16 protein-coding genes and 1 pseudogene are annotated in these 20,033 nt (G+C 54.8%); 6 read left to right on the forward strand and 11 right to left on the reverse strand.

What is annotated here, in order from left to right; translation table 11 throughout:
• Positions 1-26 precede the first annotated feature (26 nt).
• From GW590_RS06460 to glnT, 4 genes are all read left to right on the forward strand, one after another.
• Positions 27-1,076 (forward strand): LLM class flavin-dependent oxidoreductase, encoded by a 1,050-nt coding sequence (locus GW590_RS06460; RefSeq protein WP_169402210.1) that lies wholly within the window; start codon positions 27-29, stop codon positions 1,074-1,076.
• A gap of 60 nt (positions 1,077-1,136) precedes the next feature.
• Positions 1,137-2,303, forward strand: coding sequence for an aromatic ring-hydroxylating oxygenase subunit alpha (locus tag GW590_RS06465; RefSeq protein WP_169402211.1), 1,167 nt, complete (start codon positions 1,137-1,139; stop codon positions 2,301-2,303).
• Positions 2,304-2,380: 77 nt separating this feature from the next.
• Entirely contained in the window at positions 2,381-3,367 is a 987-nt protein-coding gene (locus tag GW590_RS06470) for an aldo/keto reductase (protein ID WP_169402212.1), read from the forward strand.
• Between the two features lie 38 nt (positions 3,368-3,405).
• Positions 3,406-4,776 carry a type III glutamate--ammonia ligase gene (glnT, locus tag GW590_RS06475; RefSeq protein ID WP_169402213.1) on the forward strand — a complete coding sequence of 457 codons (1,371 nt, stop codon included), beginning with the start codon at positions 3,406-3,408 and terminating at the stop codon, positions 4,774-4,776.
• 46 nt (positions 4,777-4,822) lie between these two features.
• Here glnT and GW590_RS06480 read toward each other — a convergent pair whose 3' ends face one another.
• Entirely contained in the window at positions 4,823-5,461 is a 639-nt protein-coding gene (locus tag GW590_RS06480) for a TetR/AcrR family transcriptional regulator (RefSeq protein ID WP_169402214.1), read from the reverse strand.
• Between the two features lie 182 nt (positions 5,462-5,643).
• Between GW590_RS06480 and GW590_RS06485 the strand changes: the two genes are divergently transcribed.
• The gene (locus GW590_RS06485) at positions 5,644-6,624 is read left to right on the forward strand and encodes an alpha/beta fold hydrolase (protein WP_169402215.1); all 981 of its coding nucleotides are present in this window, start codon (positions 5,644-5,646) and stop codon (positions 6,622-6,624) included.
• Positions 6,625-6,652: 28 nt separating this feature from the next.
• Here the strand turns inward: GW590_RS06485 and GW590_RS06490 are convergent, their stop codons facing one another.
• A complete protein-coding gene (locus GW590_RS06490; protein ID WP_169402216.1) occupies positions 6,653-7,078 on the reverse strand; it encodes a hypothetical protein in 426 nt (141 codons plus the stop codon).
• Positions 7,079-7,130: 52 nt separating this feature from the next.
• Positions 7,131-7,613 carry a cucumopine synthase-related protein gene (locus GW590_RS06495; RefSeq protein WP_169402217.1) on the reverse strand — a complete coding sequence of 161 codons (483 nt, stop codon included), beginning with the start codon at positions 7,611-7,613 and terminating at the stop codon, positions 7,131-7,133.
• 317 nt (positions 7,614-7,930) lie between these two features.
• Here GW590_RS06495 and GW590_RS06500 point away from each other — a divergent pair, with 317 nt between their 5' ends.
• Complete coding sequence (locus tag GW590_RS06500; RefSeq protein WP_169402218.1) at positions 7,931-8,713, forward strand: DUF3750 domain-containing protein; 783 nt, start codon at positions 7,931-7,933, stop codon at positions 8,711-8,713.
• Between the two features lie 53 nt (positions 8,714-8,766).
• Here the strand turns inward: GW590_RS06500 and GW590_RS06505 are convergent.
• From GW590_RS06505 to GW590_RS06540, 8 genes and pseudogenes are all read right to left on the reverse strand, one after another.
• Positions 8,767-10,833: pseudogene (locus GW590_RS06505) on the reverse strand (putative bifunctional diguanylate cyclase/phosphodiesterase); the annotation flags it as partial.
• A 469-nt stretch (positions 10,834-11,302) separates the two neighbouring features.
• Positions 11,303-12,799: an FGGY-family carbohydrate kinase gene (locus GW590_RS06510; protein ID WP_169402220.1), complete on the reverse strand. Its 1,497-nt coding sequence runs from the start codon at positions 12,797-12,799 to the stop codon at positions 11,303-11,305.
• Positions 12,800-12,834: 35 nt separating this feature from the next.
• Positions 12,835-13,674, reverse strand: coding sequence for a class I fructose-bisphosphate aldolase (locus tag GW590_RS06515; protein ID WP_169402221.1), 840 nt, complete (start codon positions 13,672-13,674; stop codon positions 12,835-12,837).
• The gene (locus GW590_RS06520; protein ID WP_169402222.1) at positions 13,658-15,481 is read right to left on the reverse strand and encodes a glycerol-3-phosphate dehydrogenase/oxidase; all 1,824 of its coding nucleotides are present in this window, start codon (positions 15,479-15,481) and stop codon (positions 13,658-13,660) included. Before GW590_RS06520 ends, GW590_RS06515 begins: the two co-directional genes overlap by 17 nt.
• Entirely contained in the window at positions 15,420-16,409 is a 990-nt protein-coding gene (locus GW590_RS06525) for a sugar-binding transcriptional regulator (protein ID WP_169402223.1), read from the reverse strand. The genes GW590_RS06520 and GW590_RS06525 overlap by 62 nt, the downstream gene beginning before the upstream one ends.
• 16 nt (positions 16,410-16,425) lie before the next feature.
• Complete coding sequence (locus GW590_RS06530) at positions 16,426-17,478, reverse strand: ABC transporter permease (protein WP_235955872.1); 1,053 nt, start codon at positions 17,476-17,478, stop codon at positions 16,426-16,428.
• Entirely contained in the window at positions 17,435-18,931 is a 1,497-nt protein-coding gene (locus GW590_RS06535; RefSeq protein ID WP_169402225.1) for a sugar ABC transporter ATP-binding protein, read from the reverse strand. The genes GW590_RS06530 and GW590_RS06535 overlap by 44 nt, the downstream gene beginning before the upstream one ends.
• A gap of 10 nt (positions 18,932-18,941) precedes the next feature.
• On the reverse strand, positions 18,942-19,970 hold the full coding sequence (locus tag GW590_RS06540) for a substrate-binding domain-containing protein (protein WP_169402226.1): 1,029 nt from the start codon (positions 19,968-19,970) through the stop codon (positions 18,942-18,944).
• Positions 19,971-20,033: the final 63 nt, after the last annotated feature.

A 20,033-nucleotide genomic window follows, 5' to 3' on the forward strand; every position in this document is an offset into this window, starting at 1 on the left:
TTAATGCAGTTTTCGCCGGGGGTAGAATGAAACTTGGACTGTTTAATTTAATGTCATTTAAAGACAATCCTGGGGGGATCCAGGGGGTCATTAAGGATACTCGCAAAATGGTAGCGCTGGCCGAAGAGATCGGCTTTGAGACCGCCTGGTTTGCGGAGCATCATTTTACCAATTATTCGCTAAGCGTTTCACCGTTAATTATGGCGGCGCATATGGCCGGTTATACCCGGCGTATCAAGCTGGGCACCGCGGTTATTGTGCTACCGCTTTATCATCCCATGCGCCTGGCGCAGGAGATCGCCCTGGTCGATCGACTGACCGACGGACGGCTGGTGCTGGGTATTGGCAGTGGTTATCAGGCCTATGAGTTTGCGCGTTACGGACTGGATGTGGAACAGCGCAATCAGGCGCTGCTTGAGGGCTGGGCACTGATCTGTCGGGCCTTGACGGCAGGCAACACTCAGTCGTCAGGCTTTCAGGGCGAGTCACTGCACACCGATTTTTTGCTCAATACGCTGCAACAACCTTTGCCGCCGTTGTTTGTTACCTCCAGCAATGCGGAGATTTTACGCGCCTTTGAACCCTGGCAGCCCACGCCTTTTATGACTGCCGGTTATCGTGGATCGCCGCGTCTGCGTCAGATGGTGCAGGATGCGCGGCAGAGCTGGCGGCAGGCGGGGGCGGATGGCGAGCGGCCGATCGCAGTACAGCAATATATCCATATTACCGACAGTCGGCTTGCGGCTCATCAGGCGGCGGAGCGGGCGATGTTTGTTGCTCGCATGATCGCTGCCTTGCATGAGAAAAAAACCGCCACTGACGGTGCCTTTATCAGTGCACCGCCGTTTGCCAATGAGCCGGATGCCGACGAAATCTGCCGCAACCTGATGATTGGCGATCCGCACAACGTCGCCGAACGCATTATTGCCGAGGTGCTGGAGACCGGTGCCAGCCACTACAACTGCTTTTTCCAGTTTGGCGATATGCCGATCGATGACGCATTGCGTTCATTAACGCGCTTTGGCAACGAGGTGATCCCGCTGCTCGAAGACGCTCTCGGCCCTGTCCGCTGCTAAGGGGATGTCGCCGTTACGCTGCTTTGTCTTGTAGAAAACCTTTTGAGGGAGGTGTTTACCATGCTCGACGTGTCCCGAAAGATTGACTGTGTGGTCGACGAAGGTCAGGCCATTGCCGAGAGCATTATCGCTCAACAGAGCACTCATGCTGGCCAGGCAACCACGCTGCCGCCGCAGGCGTATCACAGTGAGTCTTTTTTTCAGTTGGAAAAAGAGAAAATTTTTCGCCAGGACTGGCTGTTTATTGGCCATATCTCGCAGATCCCGCAGGTGGGGGATTATTTCAGTATCGATATTATCGATGAACCCTTGCTGTGTACCCGCAGCGAAGAGGGGATCCGCGTGATGTCGCGGGTGTGCCTGCATCGTTGGGTACCGATTGTCGAGGGCAGCGGTAATGCCAAGGTGCTGGTCTGCCCGTTTCATAACTGGAGCTACAACATTCAGGGCCAGTTGGTGGGTGCACCGCAAATGAATCAGGCCGAGGATTTTGATCGTAAATCCTGCCAACTGCCGCAAATCCGCAGTGAAATCGTCGCCGGGATGATTTTTATTACCTTTTCCGCCGAAGTAGAACCCCTGGCAACCCGTTTGGCACCGGTGCTGCCGCTGTTTGAAAAATACCATTTTGCCGAGCTGCAAACCGCCTATCCCCTGGACTACGACTGTCCCTTTAACTGGAAAATGGCGGTGGAGACTTTTATGGAGTGCTACCACCATTCGGCAGTTCACCGCACCACGCTGGAGGACAGTTTTCCCGGGCGTCTCAGTTATATCGGCGAGGACGGCCCCGGCTGGACCTTTTGTCACCAACCTCTGCGTAAAAACGGCGATATCAGTGAAGTGTTGACCGCCGGGTTGTTGCCGTTTGCCGGTATGAGCGAGGAGGATCTGCGCCGTATCGATCTGATGCTGATCTATCCCTTCTGCCTGATTGGCCTAAATCCCGATCGAATCAGCATCAGTACGCTACTCCCACTCAATAGCGCGATGACTCAATGGCATCGCCTGGTGCTGGTCTCCCGTGAGTCGATGCAGCAGGAGGGGTTTGCCGACACCGCGGAAATGATGAAAAACAGCAGTACCGCGATCATTGCCGAAGATCTGGAAATCAACAGCCTGCAACGGCGCGGCAGCCGTTCACAGCTCGCCCGGCCCGGTCGGTTGGGGCATCTGGAGAAAACCGTGTGGCATTTGGCCAACTATATCAAAAGTAAATTACGTTAGGACGACGGCAACCTGCACCGGTTGATCATGCCGCTATTTGCTGCTGGCACTTTATTAATCAGAGAAAGAGACACCGTATGAGAACGTTAAAATTAGGCCACTCGGGGCTGGAGGTTTCCGCTGTCTGTCTGGGGTGTCTGACCTATGCCCCCAAGGAGGCCAGCGGTTATAGCTGGTCGCTGGACGAGGCGGAGAGTCGTCCCTTTATCCGTAAGGCGCTGGAATTGGGCATTAATTTTTTCGATACCGCCAACGCCTATTCCAAAGGGGTGAGCGAAGAGATCCTCGGGCGAGCGCTCAAGGATTATGCCAATCGCGATAACGTGGTGATCGCCACCAAACTCTATAATCCGATGCGCAGCGGGCCAAACAGCAAGGGACTGTCACGCAAGGCGATTATCAGCGAGTGTGAGGCCAGTCTGCGGCGGCTGGGTACCGACTATATCGATCTCTACCAGATCCACCGTTGGGATTATGACACCCCGCTGGAAGAGACGCTCGAAGCGCTGCATGACCTGGTTAAAGCCGGTAAAGTCCGCTATCTCGGCGCGTCCTCAATGTTTGCCTGGCAATTTTCCAAGGCGCTACAGGTCGCCAAATACCATGGCTGGACGCGTTTTATTTGCATGCAAAACCATCTGAACCTGCTCTACCGCGAGGAAGAGCGTGAAATGCTGGGATTATGTGCCAGTGAAGGCGTTGGAGTGACACCCTGGAGCCCGCTGGCGCGCGGGTTACTGACCCGTCCCTGGCAGCAACCAAGCGCTTCGGGGCGCAGCGGTAACGATGCTTACAGCAATAAACTCTATGCCGCCAGCGAGGAGGCCGATCGCAAAGTCATTGATGCCGTCACCACCGTCGCCCGACAGCGCGGCGTGCCGCAAGCGCAAATTGCCCTGGCCTGGCTCTATCGCCATCCCTCGGTGGTGGCGCCGGTGGTGGGTGCGACCCGATTCTCCCATCTCGAGGATGCGCTGGCGGCCACTGAGCTGGTGCTGGAGCGCGAGGAGATCCAGGCGTTGGAAGCCCCCTATATTCCACATAATGTTGTTGAGCATGAGTAATGCTCACGCTACCGATTGTCTAGCAGGCGGAACCCGTAATGAAAAAAACAGCAGAACAGATCGCAGCCATTGAGCAGTCACTCAGAGACAAGGGCGTAGAGTATTGCATGGGAGCTTATGTCGATATTCATGGCATTCCCAAAGGCAAGGTGGTGCCCATTAATCACTTTTCGCAGATGGCGCAAGGCTCTGAGCGTTACACTGGCTATGCGTTAGACGGCCTGGGCCAATCCCCGCACGAAGACGAGCTGACCTCGGTGCCGGACCTCGACCATATTATTCAACTGCCGTGGCAACCGAAAATTGCCTGGATGCCCGCGGATAATGCCTTTCAGGGGCAACCCTATGCCCTGAATACCCGGGTAGCGCTGCAAAATGTCATCAAGCAGGCCAATGATATGGGTTTTGGTTTTAATCTGGGCATTGAGTGCGAGATCTACCTGCTCAAACGTGAAGCTGACGGTTCGCTGTCGGTACCGGAAAAAGACAATAAGCTGAATAAGCCCTGTTATGACCTGCAAGGCTTTGTGGAGCAGTTTGCCTGGCTTGACCAGGTGTCCAGTTGCATTAACGAGTTGGGCTGGGATCTCTATTCCCTCGACCATGAGGACGGCAACTCCCAGTATGAATTTGATTTTAATTATGCCGATGCGTTGACCACCTGCGATCGTATGATCTTCTTCCGTTTTATGGCCAAACACTATGCCAAAGAGTTGGGGCTGGTGGCGACCATGATGCCGAAACCTTTCTCCGATAAAACCGGAACCGGCGCGCATTTCAATATGTCGCTCTACGATCTGCATAGCGGTGCCAATCTGTTCAAAACCCAGGATGCCGGGGATGAAGATCCCTATGGCCTCGGTTTGACTGAAATCGGCTACTACTTTATTGGCGGCCTGCTGCGTCATGGCCGTGCGCTCTGCGCCGCCTTTGCGCCGACGGTCAACAGCTATAAACGTCTGGTGCGTCAAGGGGCGATGAGTTATTTCTCCTGGGCACCGGTGTTTAACTCCTATGGATCCAACAACCGCACCAACTCGGTTCGCGTCCCGGCGGGCGGCGGTCGCTGCGAGTCACGTAACGCCGACGGTGCGGTCAATCCTTATCTGGCGGCGACGCTGGCGCTGGCCGCCGGGCTGGAGGGGATCCGCGAGAAAATCGACCCGCGTCAACCCAACGAAGACAATCTCTATGCCATCAGTGAAGCGGAGCGGCGCGCGCGGGGTATTGATTTCTTGCCGCAAAACCTGCTTGAAGCGGTGGAGGCTTTTGACAGCGATCCTTTTGTGGAAGCCACCCTGGGCAAGGCGCTAAAAGACGAGTTTGTGAAATATAAAACCCAGGAGTGGAATCAATATCACCTGAGTATCAGTCAGTGGGAAATAGAAAAATACAGCACAATTTTCTAGGGCTGGACGGACGCCCCTCCTGATCTGTTGCCAGGAAGGGCGTCCATCACGCGGGAACCGGCTCTAAATGTTCGAGGACAAATTCACGCATGCAGTTAATGGCATGTTTGTATTTAAAACTGGGAAACATCACGCTGCGAAACAGCACGCCGTCAAGAAAGGTGGAAATAAACATCGACATATCTGCCGGATTAACTTCGCGGAATTGACCGGCGGCAATGCCTTCCTTCAGGGTGTTCTTCAGTACCACCGACTCTTTCTCGTAAAACTTTTTAATCGCTTTATCGATATTGGTCATATGTTCATGAGTGTTGGCGTAATCCAGGCTGATTTTTGCCAGTTTCTGCATCAGGGTAAATTGCAGAATATGAATTTCTATCCACGAAAACAGGATCTGTTTCGGGCTGGCAGAATTTGCCGCAATGGTATCAAACTGCAGAAAGGCTTTTTCTACTGCGGCTTCAATAACCTTTAGAAACAGATCTTCCTTGGAGCCAAAGTAATAATAAATCAAGGCAGAATTGAGTCCGGTGGCCTTGGCAATATCTTTGATGCGCACCGAGGAGTAATTTTGATTGGCAAACAGGTCGAAAGCGGAATCCAATAAAATGGCGGCCACGTCACTGTGATTTTTTTTGCCGGGTTTGTCTTCGCTGGCGGGGGCCTTGACCCTGGGTTCCTTCATTAGCGTCCTATGGGTGTTCCGTGAGGTTGAAGAGATATTCTGGCATGAGCAAAGCGCTTAATGAAATGATTTATAGACATTTTATGGGCTATTTTTAAAATCCTCATCATCTCAACAAGTTAACTAGTTAATTAATTATTTTCGATTTCACTGGCGCTAATGACCGCCGGGAGAGGAGTCTTATGCAAGACTATCAACGCTATCCGTTGGGGGATTTTCCGCTGCAAAGCGGCGGCGTTTTACAGCAGGGCGAACTGGCGTATACCACCTATGGCACACTCAATGCTGCGGCAGACAACGCCATTTTAATTCCCGGCTATTACACCGGTACGCACCGCAGTTATCGTTCGCTGATCGCTCCCGGACGGGCGCTGGATCCCACGCACTACTTTATTGTGCTGACCAATCTGTTTGGCAATGGACTGTCCAGCTCACCCAGTCATGCCGGGCCGCAGCAGGGGGCCGATTTCCCGACTATCAGTATTGCCGATAATGTTGACGCCCAGGCGCGACTGGCCGATGCATTGGGTGTGCAGTGTTTTGCGCTGGTTTCCGGCTGGTCGATGGGCGCGATGCAGGCCTGGCAATGGGCGGTAAGCTATCCGCAGCGGGTCAAGGCGCTATTGCCGATTTGCGGCACTGCTCGCTGTTGGCCGCTGAATTTTGTCTTTCTGGAAGGGGTGAAAGCCGCGTTACACGCCGACCCGCTGTTTGCGGCCGGACGTTATCGCACCGCACCATTGGCGGGTCTGGCGGCTTTTGGTCGCAACTATGCGGGTTGGGCTTATAGCGCCGAGTTTTTTCGTGATGCCCTCTATCGTAATCTGGGTTTTGCTTCGCTGCAGGCGCTATTGCTGGCGTGGGAGCAGGATCATCAACAGTGGGATGCCAATGATTTATTGGCGATGCTGGCAACCTGGCAAAGCGGCGCGATTGATTTTACCGCCCTGGGCCAGATTAGCGCATCTACCCTGGTGATGCCGGGCAGTAGTGACAGCTATTTCACCGAACAGGAAGCCCGGCTGGAGTTTGAGCAACTGCGCTGCGAGCGGGCGCGGTGGCAGCCGTTGCAATCACCTTATGGTCACTGTGCCGGTGCGCCGGATCGCTTTGTGCAGGAGACAGCCCAAATCGAGGCGGCCATCAGACAGCTGCTGGCCTGATGGCCGGGGACTAAGCCCTGCCAGCGGCTTAGTCGATCACCGCCAGTTCGACGGTACGCCCCTGATCGAACCAGGTTTCCAGACCGGTGACCCGCAGCTGTAACTCACCGGAAATTACTTCACCAATATAAGAGATGGGCAGCGGCTCTTCGGCGGTATCATCGCCATAGACCACGCAAAATTGCTGGCGTGGACTATAAAAACAGACCGAACCGGTGCAGTAGCCGTATTTTTCACGGCGCATTCTGCCCACTTCTTCGGTTTTATATTTGTTTTCCCAGGGGGCAACGATTGGCATGGTAAAGAACACCATATCGCCAATCAGTTTCCCGTGCTGTAACACGCTGGTCATTGGCAGTTTGGCCCGCAGCTCTTTGGCCAGATTGGGCACCTTGTCTTCCCAGACTTCAATCACACAGACAGCTTCCCCGGCGACAGACATTTGTAATTTCATGCTTTCCTCTGATTCGGTTAAAAGTGAGTAAGACGAAGTGGCCAAGCCCGGTCTAGGCCGGGGTTTTAACGCGGCGAAAGCCGTCGCCGAGGCCCCAGGGAAGAATAAAATCTACCCACATATGCAGGCGGTTTGCCCACGACAGAGCCGCGTGGGATAAACGCGCCAGTTCAGCGAGGGTGGTACAGCGCTCGGCGGTGGCGACGTATAAGTGCACCAATTTGGCCGCCTCCGGCAAACTGACAAAATCAAAAAAATCTGCCTTGTAGCCGATGATCTCTTTAATCAGCAACTGCAAGGTGGCGAGATCGGCCTGCGGGCTGTCTTCTGCCACGCGGATCAACCCCCAGAGCATTTCATCGGCCAGCGTGCGGGCTTCCCCTTCGGCAAAGATAATGGTGCTGAGATATTGGCCGCGCGAGCCGGTGCCACGCGGCACTATGCCATTGCCGAGATCGGCAATTTCAGCAGGCTGCGCAAACCAGATTTTTTCACGTTCCAGCTCGAAACGTGTGATCACTTCATCAACCGTCATAGTCTGTTCTCCTGATGTGAAACTTTCGTCATTAAAAGGATTTAAATAGTGCATTTAATTAATCAACTAATTAAATGCAACAGTTGTGCCAATTGCCGGTTGATATTTAATCAATAAAAATCAATATGATGAAAATTCACCCAGCCCAGGGATCCTCAGTTAAGGGCCTGTCGGGCCATAACAGTGCAAAAATGCACCAATTCAAAGCCACAAGATGTCGAACAAATCAGGGAGATAGCGGGAAGGAAAGGGACGCTATGCAGCGATGAGGATTGCGATATACTGATTTTTTTGACCAGGATCCAGGTGGCGCGTCTATGCTCTCTTATAAATGGCTAATGCTCGGTTTTGTCTGCGTATTGCTGTTGTCCTTTGGCTACAGTTATGCCCGCACCACGCAGAACCGAGACAAAAACAGTGATCAAAGCTGGATGACCGCCCGGCGCGATTCCGCCGGTATTGCCCCGGATCCGCGGCAACTGAAAGATACCGCCATCGTTGAAATCTATACCGCCCCCACCTATGGCTGGCGAGGCATGGTGGCCGTACATCCGTGGATCATCTTTAAACGGGCAGGAGAGACGGAATATACCCGCTATGATGTGATCAGCTGGGGCAGTGATGATGTGGTACGCCGTAATTCGACGGTCCCTGATGGTTACTGGTTTGGCTCGCGGCCCAAATTGCTGGTGGATCACCGTGGTACTGCCGCCGAAGCGATGATCCCGCAGATTGAAGCGGCCATTAAAAGTTATCCTTATCCGCACACCTACCACGCCTGGCCTGGTCCCAACAGCAATACCTTTATGGCGCATATTGGCCGCGAAGTGCCGCAACTGGGGCTGGATCTCCCGGCCAATGCTATCGGCAAAGATTATCGTTCCCTGCTCAATCCTGTCGGTTTGCCACCTTCCGGTCGCGGTCTGCAAGTCTCGTTGCTTGGGGTATTGGCGGTGACGCTGGGGGTAGAAGAGGGGATCGAGGTCAATGTATTGGGATTAAATCTGGGGGTTGATATTAAATCTCCGGCGCTGCGTCTTCCCTTTATCGGACGTTTGGGTCCTGACCCAGTGGTCAAGGCGGAAGCAAGCGGGAGCTAGACGGCAGGAATTAAACGCGCAGCCTGGAACAGACTGCGCGGCGAGGATAACCGTCAGGCGACGGCGTTGTTAATCAATCTTGACTCGGAAGGTTGCGGACGACCAAACAGATAGCCCTGGAACAGCGAACAGCCTTCCTCTTTCAGGCGCTGGAACTGTTCATCGGTTTCCACCCCTTCGGCAGTGGTTTCAATATCCAGGCTGCGGCTCATGCCGGTGATCGCCCGAATAATCGCCAGTGCTTCGCGACTGTCGTGCATATCATTGATAAAGGATTTATCAATCTTGATTTTATCGAACGGGAAGGAGCGCAGATAACTCAGTGACGAGTAGCCGGTACCAAAGTCATCGAGAGCAATGCGGATCCCCAGTTTTTTCAGCCGTTGCAGGGTATTGATATTACCGAGGGAATCATCGAGCAATACCGATTCGGTAATTTCCACTTCCAGACGATGCGGTGCCAGACCGGATTCGGCCAACGCCGACTCTACCACCGAATAGAGCGCACTGTTTTTAAACTGGATCGGTGAAAGATTGACCGCCACCATCTGATCGCCAGGCCAACTGGCGGCTTCACGGCAGGCTTCATGCAGCGCATAAGAGCCAAGGCTGTGGATCAGACCGGTTTCTTCGGCAATGGGGATAAAGTCCATCGGCATTATCAGGCCATTTAGCGGATGCTGCCAACGCATCAGCGCTTCATAACCCATAATCTCGGTACCCAGGCCATTGGTGATCGGTTGGTAATAAAGGCGCAATTGGCGTTCGGTAATGGCATCGCGCAGATCCATTTCGATGACCCGTCGTTTACGGGCGGTATCGTCCATTTCCAGGCGGAAGTTCTCAAAACGGTTGCGACCATTGCGCTTGGCTTCGTACAACGCCATATCGGCGCAGCGCAGCAAATGCTCCGGTGTACCGTGCTCGTCGTCCGCCAGGGCAATACCAATGCTGAGCCCCACCGACAGGGTGTGGCCTTCGACATCGATCGCCGGGCGCACCGCTTCGATCAGCCTTTGGGCCACAATCTCTGCCTCGACGCTATGATGTAAATCCGGTAACACAATGGCGAATTCATCACCGCCGAGGCGTGCCAGGGTATCCTGTTCACGCAATACAAAGCGTAACCGTTTGGCAATACCGCGCAGCAGTTCATCGCCAATCTGATGGCCAAGGGCATCGTTGACGTTTTTGAAATTATCGAGGTCAAGGCACAGTGTGGCGGTCAGACGTGAGGAGTAGCGGGCGGCCTGCAAGGCTTCGCTTAGCCGCTGGCTGAACAGAATACGATTTGGCAGGCTGGTGAGATTGTCATGATGCGCCATATGATGAATACGGGCATGGGCCAGATGCTGGTCGGTGACATCATTGGCAATCAAGAGCACATAGTTACTGCGGGCATCACTGCCGGGAATAATCGAGGCGCTGGTATTGAGGGTTTTTTCACTGCCGTCTGCCAGTTTGATCTGGATCTCGCAGCGATGCACCCCTTCAGAACGCAGCGCGTCATCCGACAGTTTATTAAAATATTCGCTAAGCTCCGGCGACATGCATTCTTGCGGTTTTTTGCCGAGCATCGACTCGCTACGAGTGCCGAGCAGCATTTCGGCTCGACGATTAACCAGCAAGATTTCCCGCGACACGGCGTCTTCAACCACTACGCAAGAGGGGATATTGGCAATCACTGTATCGAGGAATTTTGACAGGGAGGACATTTTCTCGCCGTTATCTTCGGCCAGCTCTTTGGCGGTGAGCAACTGCTGTTCATATTCCCGGCGTTCGGTAATATCGCGGGTGATTTTGGCAAAACCGACCACTTCGCCGTGATCGTCGTGCAGGATATGGATCACCACATGTGACCAGAAGGCCGAACCGTCTTTACGGTAGCGCCAGCCCTGATCTTCAAAACGGCCATTGCGGCGTGCGGCAGCGAGGTTGTGTTCCGGCAGATTGCGCAGCCGATCGGCTTCGCTATAAAAACAGGAAAAGTGCTTACCGACAATTTCATGGCGCTCGTAGCCTTTGGTTCGGCGAGCACCGTTATTCCAGTTTGCCACTATACCTTCTGGTGTCAGCATATAGATGGCATAGTCAGCTACACCTTGTACCAACAAGCGGTACATTACATCGGGATCTTCGTTCATCTCTGTGTCTGCCTGAGGGCCACCACACAAGGCTCCGCCTTGATTGAGGTTCGGCTGCAATATACGCTGATTCCAAACGCATTATAAAATTCCACACCCATGGTACTTGATGCCGTTACCCTGCTTTTTGACCCGAATCATCGACTGTCGATCGGTACGGTATCGCTTACCAGCAAGCGGTAACTGAGCTCAATCAGGTATAGATGCTATCGCGATAGCACGAAGTTTTGGTCTGATATCGGTCTAGGTGCCGATAAAACGCTATTTTTCAATGCGTCAGAATCCGAAAATAGTAATAACTCAATTTTTGCTAGCTGTATATACGATCACAGATATTTGTTATCGGCACTGATCAAAAAATATGCAATAAAAAACCGCCTTACGGCGGCTCTAATTCAATCTGGACGCCACATTAGCGCAGCTTATGATTAGCGAGGGACAGATCTTACTCTTCTTCTTTAGCTAGCCAAACTTCTGCCATCAGCAATTCCAGCTTCTTGAACAGTCGGTAACGAGGCTGGTGAAAGCGTTGCGCTACGGCATCGGGCCGGTAAGGTTGCGCGGTGACGGTAACTGCCTGAGCTACCCCGGCGGAGAGGTCGCGCCAAAATCCTACGCCCACCCCGGCACAAATCGCCGCACCTAAGGCTCCGGTCTCTTTACACTGAGTGACGTGGATCGGTATCCCTAATACATCGGCAAACATCTGCGGCCAGATAGCGCTGCGCGCCGCACCGCCGGACAGGGTAGCTTGTTCAAACGGGATCCCGGCGGCACGTAATCGGTCGATATGCGCACGATGAGCAAAGGTCACCCCTTCAAACAGCGCATAGAGCATATCGGCCCGGGTGTGCCAACCGGCCAGCCCGTAAAATCCCGCCTTGGCTGGTCCGGCTTTGCGCCCGGAATAGAGATAAGGGTGATACAGCGGCAACTGGTCATTGGGGGTGACGCTGGCGACGCGCTCACTGCTGCGTATGGCACCCTGACCGCCGCGGCCATCGTCAAATTCACGTAGAAACCAGTCCAGATTCGCCGCCGAGGTGGCACTGGCCTCAATGGCCATATAACGGTCAGCATCAATAATCGAGTTCATAAAGACCGGGCGCAGATAATGCGGTCGCGAGACCACCACCTGATTAATGCTCCAGGTGCCGGCGACAATCGACGCTTCGCCGGGCTGCACCACCCCGGAACCAATGGCGCAGGCCACGACGTCAAAAATGCCCGCCACCACCGGCGTCCCGGCGGTGAGTCCGGTAAGGGCGGCGGCCGATGCGGTGACTTCGCCGACGATATCGCAGGATCCGCGCAGTGGTGGCAGCAGCGAGAGCGCCTCTGCAATGTCATACCAGGCCATAAGCTCGGGATCATAGTCGCGGCTGCCGTAATAGAGCAGCCCGGCACCGGCGGCGTCGGAATAATCGCCGCTTAGTGAACCGCTCAGAAAATGGGCGATCACATCTTTGGCAAACAACACATGGCCGATGCGCGCGTAGGTCTCTGGTTGCTGCTGTTTAAGCCAGCGCAGCAATACCGGGGTGGCTGCCGCCCAGGGCTGTTGCAGTGACCGTTGGTAAATCGGCGCATCGCGGCCCGCTTGTCGCAACTGGTCCACGCATTGGCTACCACGCTGATCAATGGACTGGATGCCGAGCAACGGCTGTTGCTGTTTATCCAACGCGTACAGGCCGTTGCCATGACCCGCAGCCCCTATGGCAATCACCTGTATCCCCTGGTCTGCCACCTGATCCAGACATCGACGTACGGCCTGGGTAACCCCCTGATAAATATCTTTAATTGGGCGTTCGGCAAACCCTGGTTGCGGCTGCCGGGTCTGGCCTGCGCATTCCGCTACCGAGACTACCGTACCTTGCAAATCAAACAGCACCGCCTTGATCATGGTATTTCCGGCGTCAATTCCTAACAGACATTGGCTCATCAAGCCTCCTGCGCAGATCCTGCCGTGGTTGCCGATTAATATTGCTGGTAAATCGCCAGCGCTTCACTACCGCTGGCACCCTGATGAATAATGGCCATCAAGGCTTTAACCACCTGAGAAGGATTGCTGTGTTGATAGACATTCCGGCCATATACCATGCCTGAGGCACCCTGCGCCATCAGCGCCGCAGTTTTGTCCAGCACCGTGGCCAGTTCACCTTTGCCGCCACCGCGCACCAGCGTCGGACAGCGGGCGGCTTCCACCACGCGGTGAAAATCTTCAATATTATCGGTAGGGTCGGCTTTGATAATATCGGCCCCCAGTTCACGGGCCAGGCGCACCAGCGGCACAATTTTGCTGACATCCCCCAGCGAGCCATAAGCCGCGCCCTGACCAGCCGGGGCCATCACCAGCGGCTCAATCATTAACGGCATACCGTACTGTTCACAGGCGTGGCGCAGACGACCGATATTCTCCACACACTGGCGGAAAATAGCCGGTTCATCGGGGATCATATAGAGATTGACGACCACTGCGGCGGCGTCCATTTGCAGGGCCGCGAGGATCGGCTGTTCCGGGTTGTGCAGTACCGCCCACATTTCACGGTGGCGGGCAGCGTTATAGGCATTGCCAACATCGGTGCGCATCACCAGCGCCGGTTTTTTGGCCGAATATTGTTGCAGCAGATCCGCTTGACCATAGTTGACCTGAATGGCGTCCGGCTGCGCGGCGATCAGGCTGTTCATCACACTGCCGATATCTTCCAGGCCAATCAGAAAATCTGGCTCGTTAGCGATGCCATGATCGATGGCAACATCCAGGCACTTGCCATGATTAAACAATCGATTAAGTCTGACTTTAGGCGTTGCTGACATAACTGACTCCTTCGCGGGGTTCTCTCGGATAAAGCCCGGTCAGTCCGTGCAGGCTGGCCAGGTGGGCAAGGGTGGTAGCAAGGTGTTGCTCGCGTTGATCTGCGCTCCAGCCCAGTTCGCTGGCCAGCAGGATATTGATTTCGCTGACTCGTTGATGGGTTAGCTGGCCGCTGATCGCCAGTAAGGTTCTGCGCAGCAGCAGATCCTCCAGGGTTTGCACCTGTTCATGATGAATGAGATAGCGCAATTCATTGCAACTGTAATCGGCGAGCCCGCTAAGTGGCGCATCGGCAGACTGGCAGATAAAGGCGGCTATCTCTGCGGCGAGGGTGCCATAGCGCTGTAGCAATTGTTCTAGGCGGGCAGGCGGCAGCGGATAACGCTGGCCAAGGTCAGCCAGCCAGGCGGCCCGCCGATCGGCCGCAGGGTAGTTTTTGCCGCCGCCGATGGCCAACTGGTCAGTGCGGACTTTACGACTTTCTCCCAACAGATTGAGAACCTTGTCGGCGGCCTGTTCGCCAAATTTGCGAAAGGTGGTCCACTTGCCGCCCACCAGACACAGGGTGGTGAAATCCCGTCCTGCCTGCGGTGGCAGCAGGACCAGCGAGTGGTTGCGCGAGATGCGGCCATTGAGAGTGCTATCGCTGGCGGGCAGCGGACGTACACCGCTAAAGGTATAGAGCACGTCGTCATCTTTGACGTCAAATCCCGGAAAGACAAAGCGCAACGACTCAAGAATATAGCGCTGCTCTTCGGCGTCACAGACCACATCGTCCGGATTATCAACGCGAATGTCGGTGGAGCCGACCAGCACATGACCAAACCAGGGGAACATAATGCACACGCGGCCTTCCTGATTTTCGTAATAGACCATCTCGCCATTTAGCGCTGCCAGCAACTGTGGATGCCTGACGATCAGATGCGAACCTTTGGTGCCCCCGATCAGTTTTTTAGCGGGTTTGTCTACTGCCAGCCGCTGGTTAAGCTGATCTATCCAGGCTCCAGTGGCATTGACCACCACATGTGGGCGCAGAGTAACGCGCTGACCGCTGAGGGTATCGAGCAGGGTGACGTTTTCGCCATCGCAGGACAGCAGTTGCAGATAGTTGAGGGCCAGCGCCTGGCTATTGGCTTGTTCAGCGTCGTTAATCAGTTCCACGCCCAGTCGCTCAGGGGCACTGATCCAGGCGTCATAATAGCTGGCACTGCATTTTACCCAGTCGGCAAAATCGGGCCAGCGCGCCTGGGTTGCCCGCTGACTGTGTAGCTGATGATGGGGCATGGTGCCATATTGTCGGGTATAGAGATCGTACATGGCCAGCCCGGTTTTGATGATTAATGCACCGCGCCGCGAAGGGCGTTCACTCAGGCGGAAAAAACGTTTACCGGCGTTAATCAAACCGCCGCTCCAACTGTCGATAGGCACCGTGGTGCGCAGCGGTGCCACGTAATGGGGAGCATTGGCCAGCAAGCGATCACGCTCTTCCACCGACTCTTTCACCAATGAAAACTCGCCGGTTTCCAGGTAGCGCAAACCACCATGGATCATCCGCGAGAGGGCCCCGCTGGCAGCCTGACACCAGTCACCCTGTTCAATCATAATCACCGGGATACCTTGTAGTGCCAGTTCGCGGAAGGTGCTGATGCCATTGATACCGCCACCGACAATTAGCACTGGTGTGGCACTCAGTTGCTGCATTTTGGCGATCTTTGTTGCTCGCGGCGTAGCGCCGGGTTCGGTCAGATTAACCACGATCACCTCCTGTGCCTGCCGCCAATTCCACCACGCCAGAGGCGGTCGCTTCATCGGTGACCAGACCTTTCAGATAATGTCCCTGCAGGGCGCAGTAAATAGGATCGACTTTATTGCTGCCGGCCACCACCGCAAAGGAGCGGGGGATGCGTTGCAGTTCCTGTAGCGTCAGGCCGACCAGCAAATTGTTATCGGCAAATTGTGCCGGTTGCCCCTGGGCGTTGAGTAACCAGGCCAACAATTCACTGCGTGCGCCACTGGTTTCAATCTGCGCCGAGGCATGACGAGCCAACAGATTTAAATCATAGTAGCTGGAGCTGTCGCTATGGATAGAGCCAAGGCCGACCACGGCCAGCGTCGCTTCACGGGCTTTTTGCAGCACCTGATCCACCGCGCTGATGGCCATCAACATATCGCGCTGTTCGGCGGTATCGGCAAATAAGGGGGCATGGATCTGCCAGGCATGGCCACCGAGGCGGGCCGCCATTTCCGACGCGACGTGATTGACATCGGTATAGTGTTTGCCCTGAACGCAACCGAGGGCGGGGACGACCTGCACATCGTATTTGCGGTTTACCGTCAGCGCCTCGACCATGGCGCTGACCCCTTTGCCGCCGGTAATGGCAATCACATCACCGTCTTTAAGCTGGCTGAGTAAAAACTCGGCGGCGGCGGCACCGACTCCTTGCAGGCTGGCCTCTTCGTGACGGGCGGCATTGGGTGCCACCACCACCTGCTCGAGGCCACCAAGCTGTATCAACCGTTGCTCCAGTTGATGGGCGCTCATCCAGGGGGACTTTATGGTGATTTCCACCATCCCGCTGTCGCGTCCCTGACGGATCATGCGGTTAATGGTGGCTACCGATAACCGGGTTTCGGTGGCGATTTCCGACTGTTTTTTTCCATCCTGGTAATACATCACCAGCACCCGATAGATCTGGCGAGCAGAACTAAACGGCTGTAGCGCGTTGTCATATTCCATCAGTAATGGCTCCGCTTTAACGATACTTGGTCATAAGGTGGTCCAGAGAAACGGCGGCCAGCAAAATCAGGCCCTTAATCAGATCCTGCCAATAGACGGAAACGTTAATCAGGATCAGTGAACTGGTAACAATCGACAGCAGCGCCACCCCCAGCACCGCGCCGAGGATCGAGCCCGTGCCGCCTTTTAAACTGGCGCCGCCAATTACCGCAGCGGCAATCACATTCAGCTCCATGCCGACGCCAAAGGTCGGGGTGGCCGAGCCAAGACGCGCCATATAGATAATACCGGCAACCCCGGCCAGGGTGGATGTGAGCACCGTCACAAGTAATTTGATCTTATTGACTTTAATACCGGAATAGGCGGCGGCGCGCTCGTTGCTGCCGGTGTAAAACACTTTGCGAAAGGCGGTGGCTTTACGCAGCAGAAAATCAAACAACACCACCAGAATAAAAAATAGCACGATCACAAAGGGGATGCTGTACAGCGTACCCTGGCCGATAAATTTGAAACTTAACGGCAGGGTAAACAGTGACAACGGGGTGCCCTGGGTAATGATCATGCACAGACCGCGCACAATCACCATTGCCGCCAGCGAGGCGATAAAGTGACTTAACCCGATTTTGGTGACGGTCAGCCCCATTAAAAACCCCACCAATGCTGCCGCAGCAATACCCGCCAGACTGGCCAGCCAGGGATCGACGCCACTAAGAAACAGCTGTCCGGCGACCACCATTGACAGGCAAACTACTGCCCCCACCGACAGATCGATGCCGCCGACAATCAGCAATATGGTCATGCCGACCACCACAATGCCTTCAATGGAGAACGACAGCAGCATGGCTTTCATATTTGCCCAGGTCAGAAAGTAGGGCGAAGTAAAGCTCATCACGATAAAAATCAGCACGATAATGGTCGTCAGCCCCACTTCGCGCTGCTTATGCAGTCCGCCCAGCCAGTAAAGCCGGGGTTTTGCAGGTGTTGCGGTATTCAAGGTGGTATTAATGGTCATAATCCCTCCGCTTTCAGGCGGCAACACCGGCTGCCAGCCGCATGATATTCTCTTCATTCATCGCATCAGCGCACACTTCGCCGCCGATCCGTCCTTCGTGGATCACGATAACGCGATCGCACAAGCCGATCAGTTCCGGTAATTCCGACGAGATCACCACCACGCCAACGCCGCTTTGCGCCAGCTGGTGGAGGATCTGATAGATTTCTGCCTTGGCGCTAACGTCCACGCCGCGAGTGGGTTCATCGAAAAAGACGATCGCCGGATTGACCGACAAGATTTTTGCCAATGCCACTTTCTGCTGATTGCCGCCCGACAGCGAAGAAACCGCATCGCCAAACTGACCTTTTTTCAGCCTGACCTGCGCGGCGAGCCGCTCCGCCTGCTGTCGCTCACGCCGGTGGCTCAATAGCCCCCAGCGGCTGGAGAGCGGTTTGAGGTCGAGTGCGGAGATATTCCAGTCGATAGGCATATCCAGAAACAGCCCGGCGTCTTTGCGATCTTCCGACAGATAGACCATGCCTTGAGCAATGCTGTCGGCGTAGCGGGTCAATAGGGTTTTCTTGCCGTTGATCCGTACTTCGCCGCGTTGCCAGGGCAGCAAACCACATATCGCCTGAGCGATTTCGCTGCGTCCTGCGCCCATCAGGCCGCCAAAACCGAGGATCTCGCCGGGATAGAGGCTAAAGCTGATATCCTGAAAATGCCGTGCGGCGCACAGGCCGCTGACCTCCAGCCGCGCGGGTGCGCTGGGGGGCGGTCGTTTTGGCGGATACATTTGCGTCAACTCTCGGCCAACCAGACGGGTGATCACCTGGTCCGGCGTTAACTCACTCAGTGGTGAACTGGAGACGGTTTTACCATCGCGCATAATGGTAATGTGTTGACAGAGCGAGAAAATTTCCGCCATTCGATGGCTGATATAAACAATGGCCATACCCCGCGCCTGTAGCTGGCGAATAATTACAAACAACCGCTGCGCCTCGGGTTCGGTCAGCGCGGCTGTGGGTTCATCGAGGATCAAAATGCGGCAGTCGAGAGTCAGGGCTTTGGCGATTTCTACCAACTGCTGCTGCGACAGCGACAGGGTGGCGACTTTACGGGTTACCGGGATCGCGGCCAGTTGGTCCATTACTGCCTGCGCCTTATTGCGCAGCCCTCGATGGTCCATCAGCCCATGTCCCTGACTCGATTGCGCCATGCAGATATTTTCGTAGATCGAGATATCCGGGCAGAGGGCGATCTCCTGGTGTACCAGCCCGATCCCCAGACGCTGTGCATCGGCCGGTGAGTGCAGAATCACCGGCTGACCGTCCAGCAATATCTCACCGCTGTCCGGGCGCAGAATGCCGTCAATAATATTCATTAATGTCGATTTGCCAGCGCCGTTTTCCCCGGCCAGAGCGTGGATCTCCCCGGCGCGCAGTTGAAAATCGACCTGTTGTAGGGCTTTTACCGCGCCAAAAGCTTTACTGATGGCGCGCAAGGTCAAAATCGCGGAGGTGGTCATGCTGTGCCCCTTACTCATTGATGCCTTTGCTGCCGCGGCGTTTCAGGTAACTGTCCCAGCGGAAATCATCGGCATTATCTTTGGTCACCACCGCGTAGCCATTATCCAGTAGCGGGAAGGCAAAGGGATTACTGCCGCTGCGTTTGGCGTCATTCATCGGGTCAATCAGTTCGGGGTGGGCAGCCAAAAACAGGGTCATAAAGCCCATATAACCCTGCACGCCCTGATTGGGATCGATTGCCGCATAGACCTCACCGCTCTTGATCATATCCAGCACTTTGGCATTGACGTCGACGGTCATCACTTTCACTTTGCCACCGTTTTCTGCCACCGCCTGCGCCGCGCCAATCGCCGAGCTGGCTTCCGGCATAAACAGCACCGCCAGATTTGGATGTGCCTGCAAAATGGATAACACCGCGTTGTAGGCCTTTGAGGGATCCTGATTGGTGGCGGCGCGGGCGACCAACTGGGTCTGCGGGAAGGCGGTTTTCATTTCATTGATAAAGGCGCTGACCCGACGGTCATGATTATCCTGGCCCGGATTTTCCAGAACGGCATATTCCCCTTTACCGGCGATGGCTTTACCCATTTCATCGGCGGCAGCTTTGCCCTCGCGAAAATTATCGGAGGTGATGTAGGCCACGCGCTTGCTGTTAGGCGAGTCGGCGGCAAAAGTCACCACCGGAATGCCCATTTCCGCGGCGCGATTAATTGGCTCAATAAAAGGATCGGGATTCATCGGGTGCAGAAAAATACCGGCAGGTTTTTGCGCCAGCATCTGCTCAAAGCTGGTCAGCTGCTGGTTGACATCATAGGCTGGAGTACCGCCATAGACGGTTTTACATCCCAGTTGATGGGCTGCCTGCTTGAACATTTCATACACCGGAAACCAGTATTCGACGCCGGTAACCATCACATTCATATAGTAGGTTTCGCCGGGTTTACAGCGAAACTGTGGCGTTTCGGGCGCCGCTTTCGCCAGTGGCATCAGGCTTAGGCTAGCCAGTAAGCAGGCGAAGAGCGCGTAACTTTTTTTCATTTTTATTCCCCGTATAACAGGTGAAATACAGGGCTCAGCCGTGACAGCAGACCTACGGAAAAA

It is taken from the genome of Rouxiella aceris (genome assembly GCF_012933545.1).
Taxonomy (GTDB): Bacteria; Pseudomonadota; Gammaproteobacteria; order Enterobacterales; family Enterobacteriaceae; genus Rouxiella; species Rouxiella aceris.

What these genes read in the sequence shown, in the direction of transcription:
- GW590_RS06460 (WP_169402210.1), top strand. Translation starts at nt 27, where the DNA reads ATGAAACTTGGACTGTTTAATTTAATGTCATTTAAAGACAATCCTGGG.
- GW590_RS06465 (WP_169402211.1), top strand. Translation starts at nt 1,137, where the DNA reads ATGCTCGACGTGTCCCGAAAGATTGACTGTGTGGTCGACGAAGGTCAG.
- GW590_RS06470 (WP_169402212.1), top strand. Translation starts at nt 2,381, where the DNA reads ATGAGAACGTTAAAATTAGGCCACTCGGGGCTGGAGGTTTCCGCTGTC.
- glnT (WP_169402213.1), top strand. Translation starts at nt 3,406, where the DNA reads ATGAAAAAAACAGCAGAACAGATCGCAGCCATTGAGCAGTCACTCAGA.
- GW590_RS06480 (WP_169402214.1), bottom strand. Translation starts at nt 5,461, where the DNA reads ATGAAGGAACCCAGGGTCAAGGCCCCCGCCAGCGAAGACAAACCCGGC.
- GW590_RS06485 (WP_169402215.1), top strand. Translation starts at nt 5,644, where the DNA reads ATGCAAGACTATCAACGCTATCCGTTGGGGGATTTTCCGCTGCAAAGC.
- GW590_RS06490 (WP_169402216.1), bottom strand. Translation starts at nt 7,078, where the DNA reads ATGAAATTACAAATGTCTGTCGCCGGGGAAGCTGTCTGTGTGATTGAA.
- GW590_RS06495 (WP_169402217.1), bottom strand. Translation starts at nt 7,613, where the DNA reads ATGACGGTTGATGAAGTGATCACACGTTTCGAGCTGGAACGTGAAAAA.
- GW590_RS06500 (WP_169402218.1), top strand. Translation starts at nt 7,931, where the DNA reads ATGCTCTCTTATAAATGGCTAATGCTCGGTTTTGTCTGCGTATTGCTG.
- GW590_RS06510 (WP_169402220.1), bottom strand. Translation starts at nt 12,799, where the DNA reads ATGAGCCAATGTCTGTTAGGAATTGACGCCGGAAATACCATGATCAAG.
- GW590_RS06515 (WP_169402221.1), bottom strand. Translation starts at nt 13,674, where the DNA reads ATGTCAGCAACGCCTAAAGTCAGACTTAATCGATTGTTTAATCATGGC.
- GW590_RS06520 (WP_169402222.1), bottom strand. Translation starts at nt 15,481, where the DNA reads ATGAAGCGACCGCCTCTGGCGTGGTGGAATTGGCGGCAGGCACAGGAG.
- GW590_RS06525 (WP_169402223.1), bottom strand. Translation starts at nt 16,409, where the DNA reads ATGGAATATGACAACGCGCTACAGCCGTTTAGTTCTGCTCGCCAGATC.
- GW590_RS06530 (WP_235955872.1), bottom strand. Translation starts at nt 17,478, where the DNA reads ATGAAGAGAATATCATGCGGCTGGCAGCCGGTGTTGCCGCCTGAAAGC.
- GW590_RS06535 (WP_169402225.1), bottom strand. Translation starts at nt 18,931, where the DNA reads ATGACCACCTCCGCGATTTTGACCTTGCGCGCCATCAGTAAAGCTTTT.
- GW590_RS06540 (WP_169402226.1), bottom strand. Translation starts at nt 19,970, where the DNA reads ATGAAAAAAAGTTACGCGCTCTTCGCCTGCTTACTGGCTAGCCTAAGC.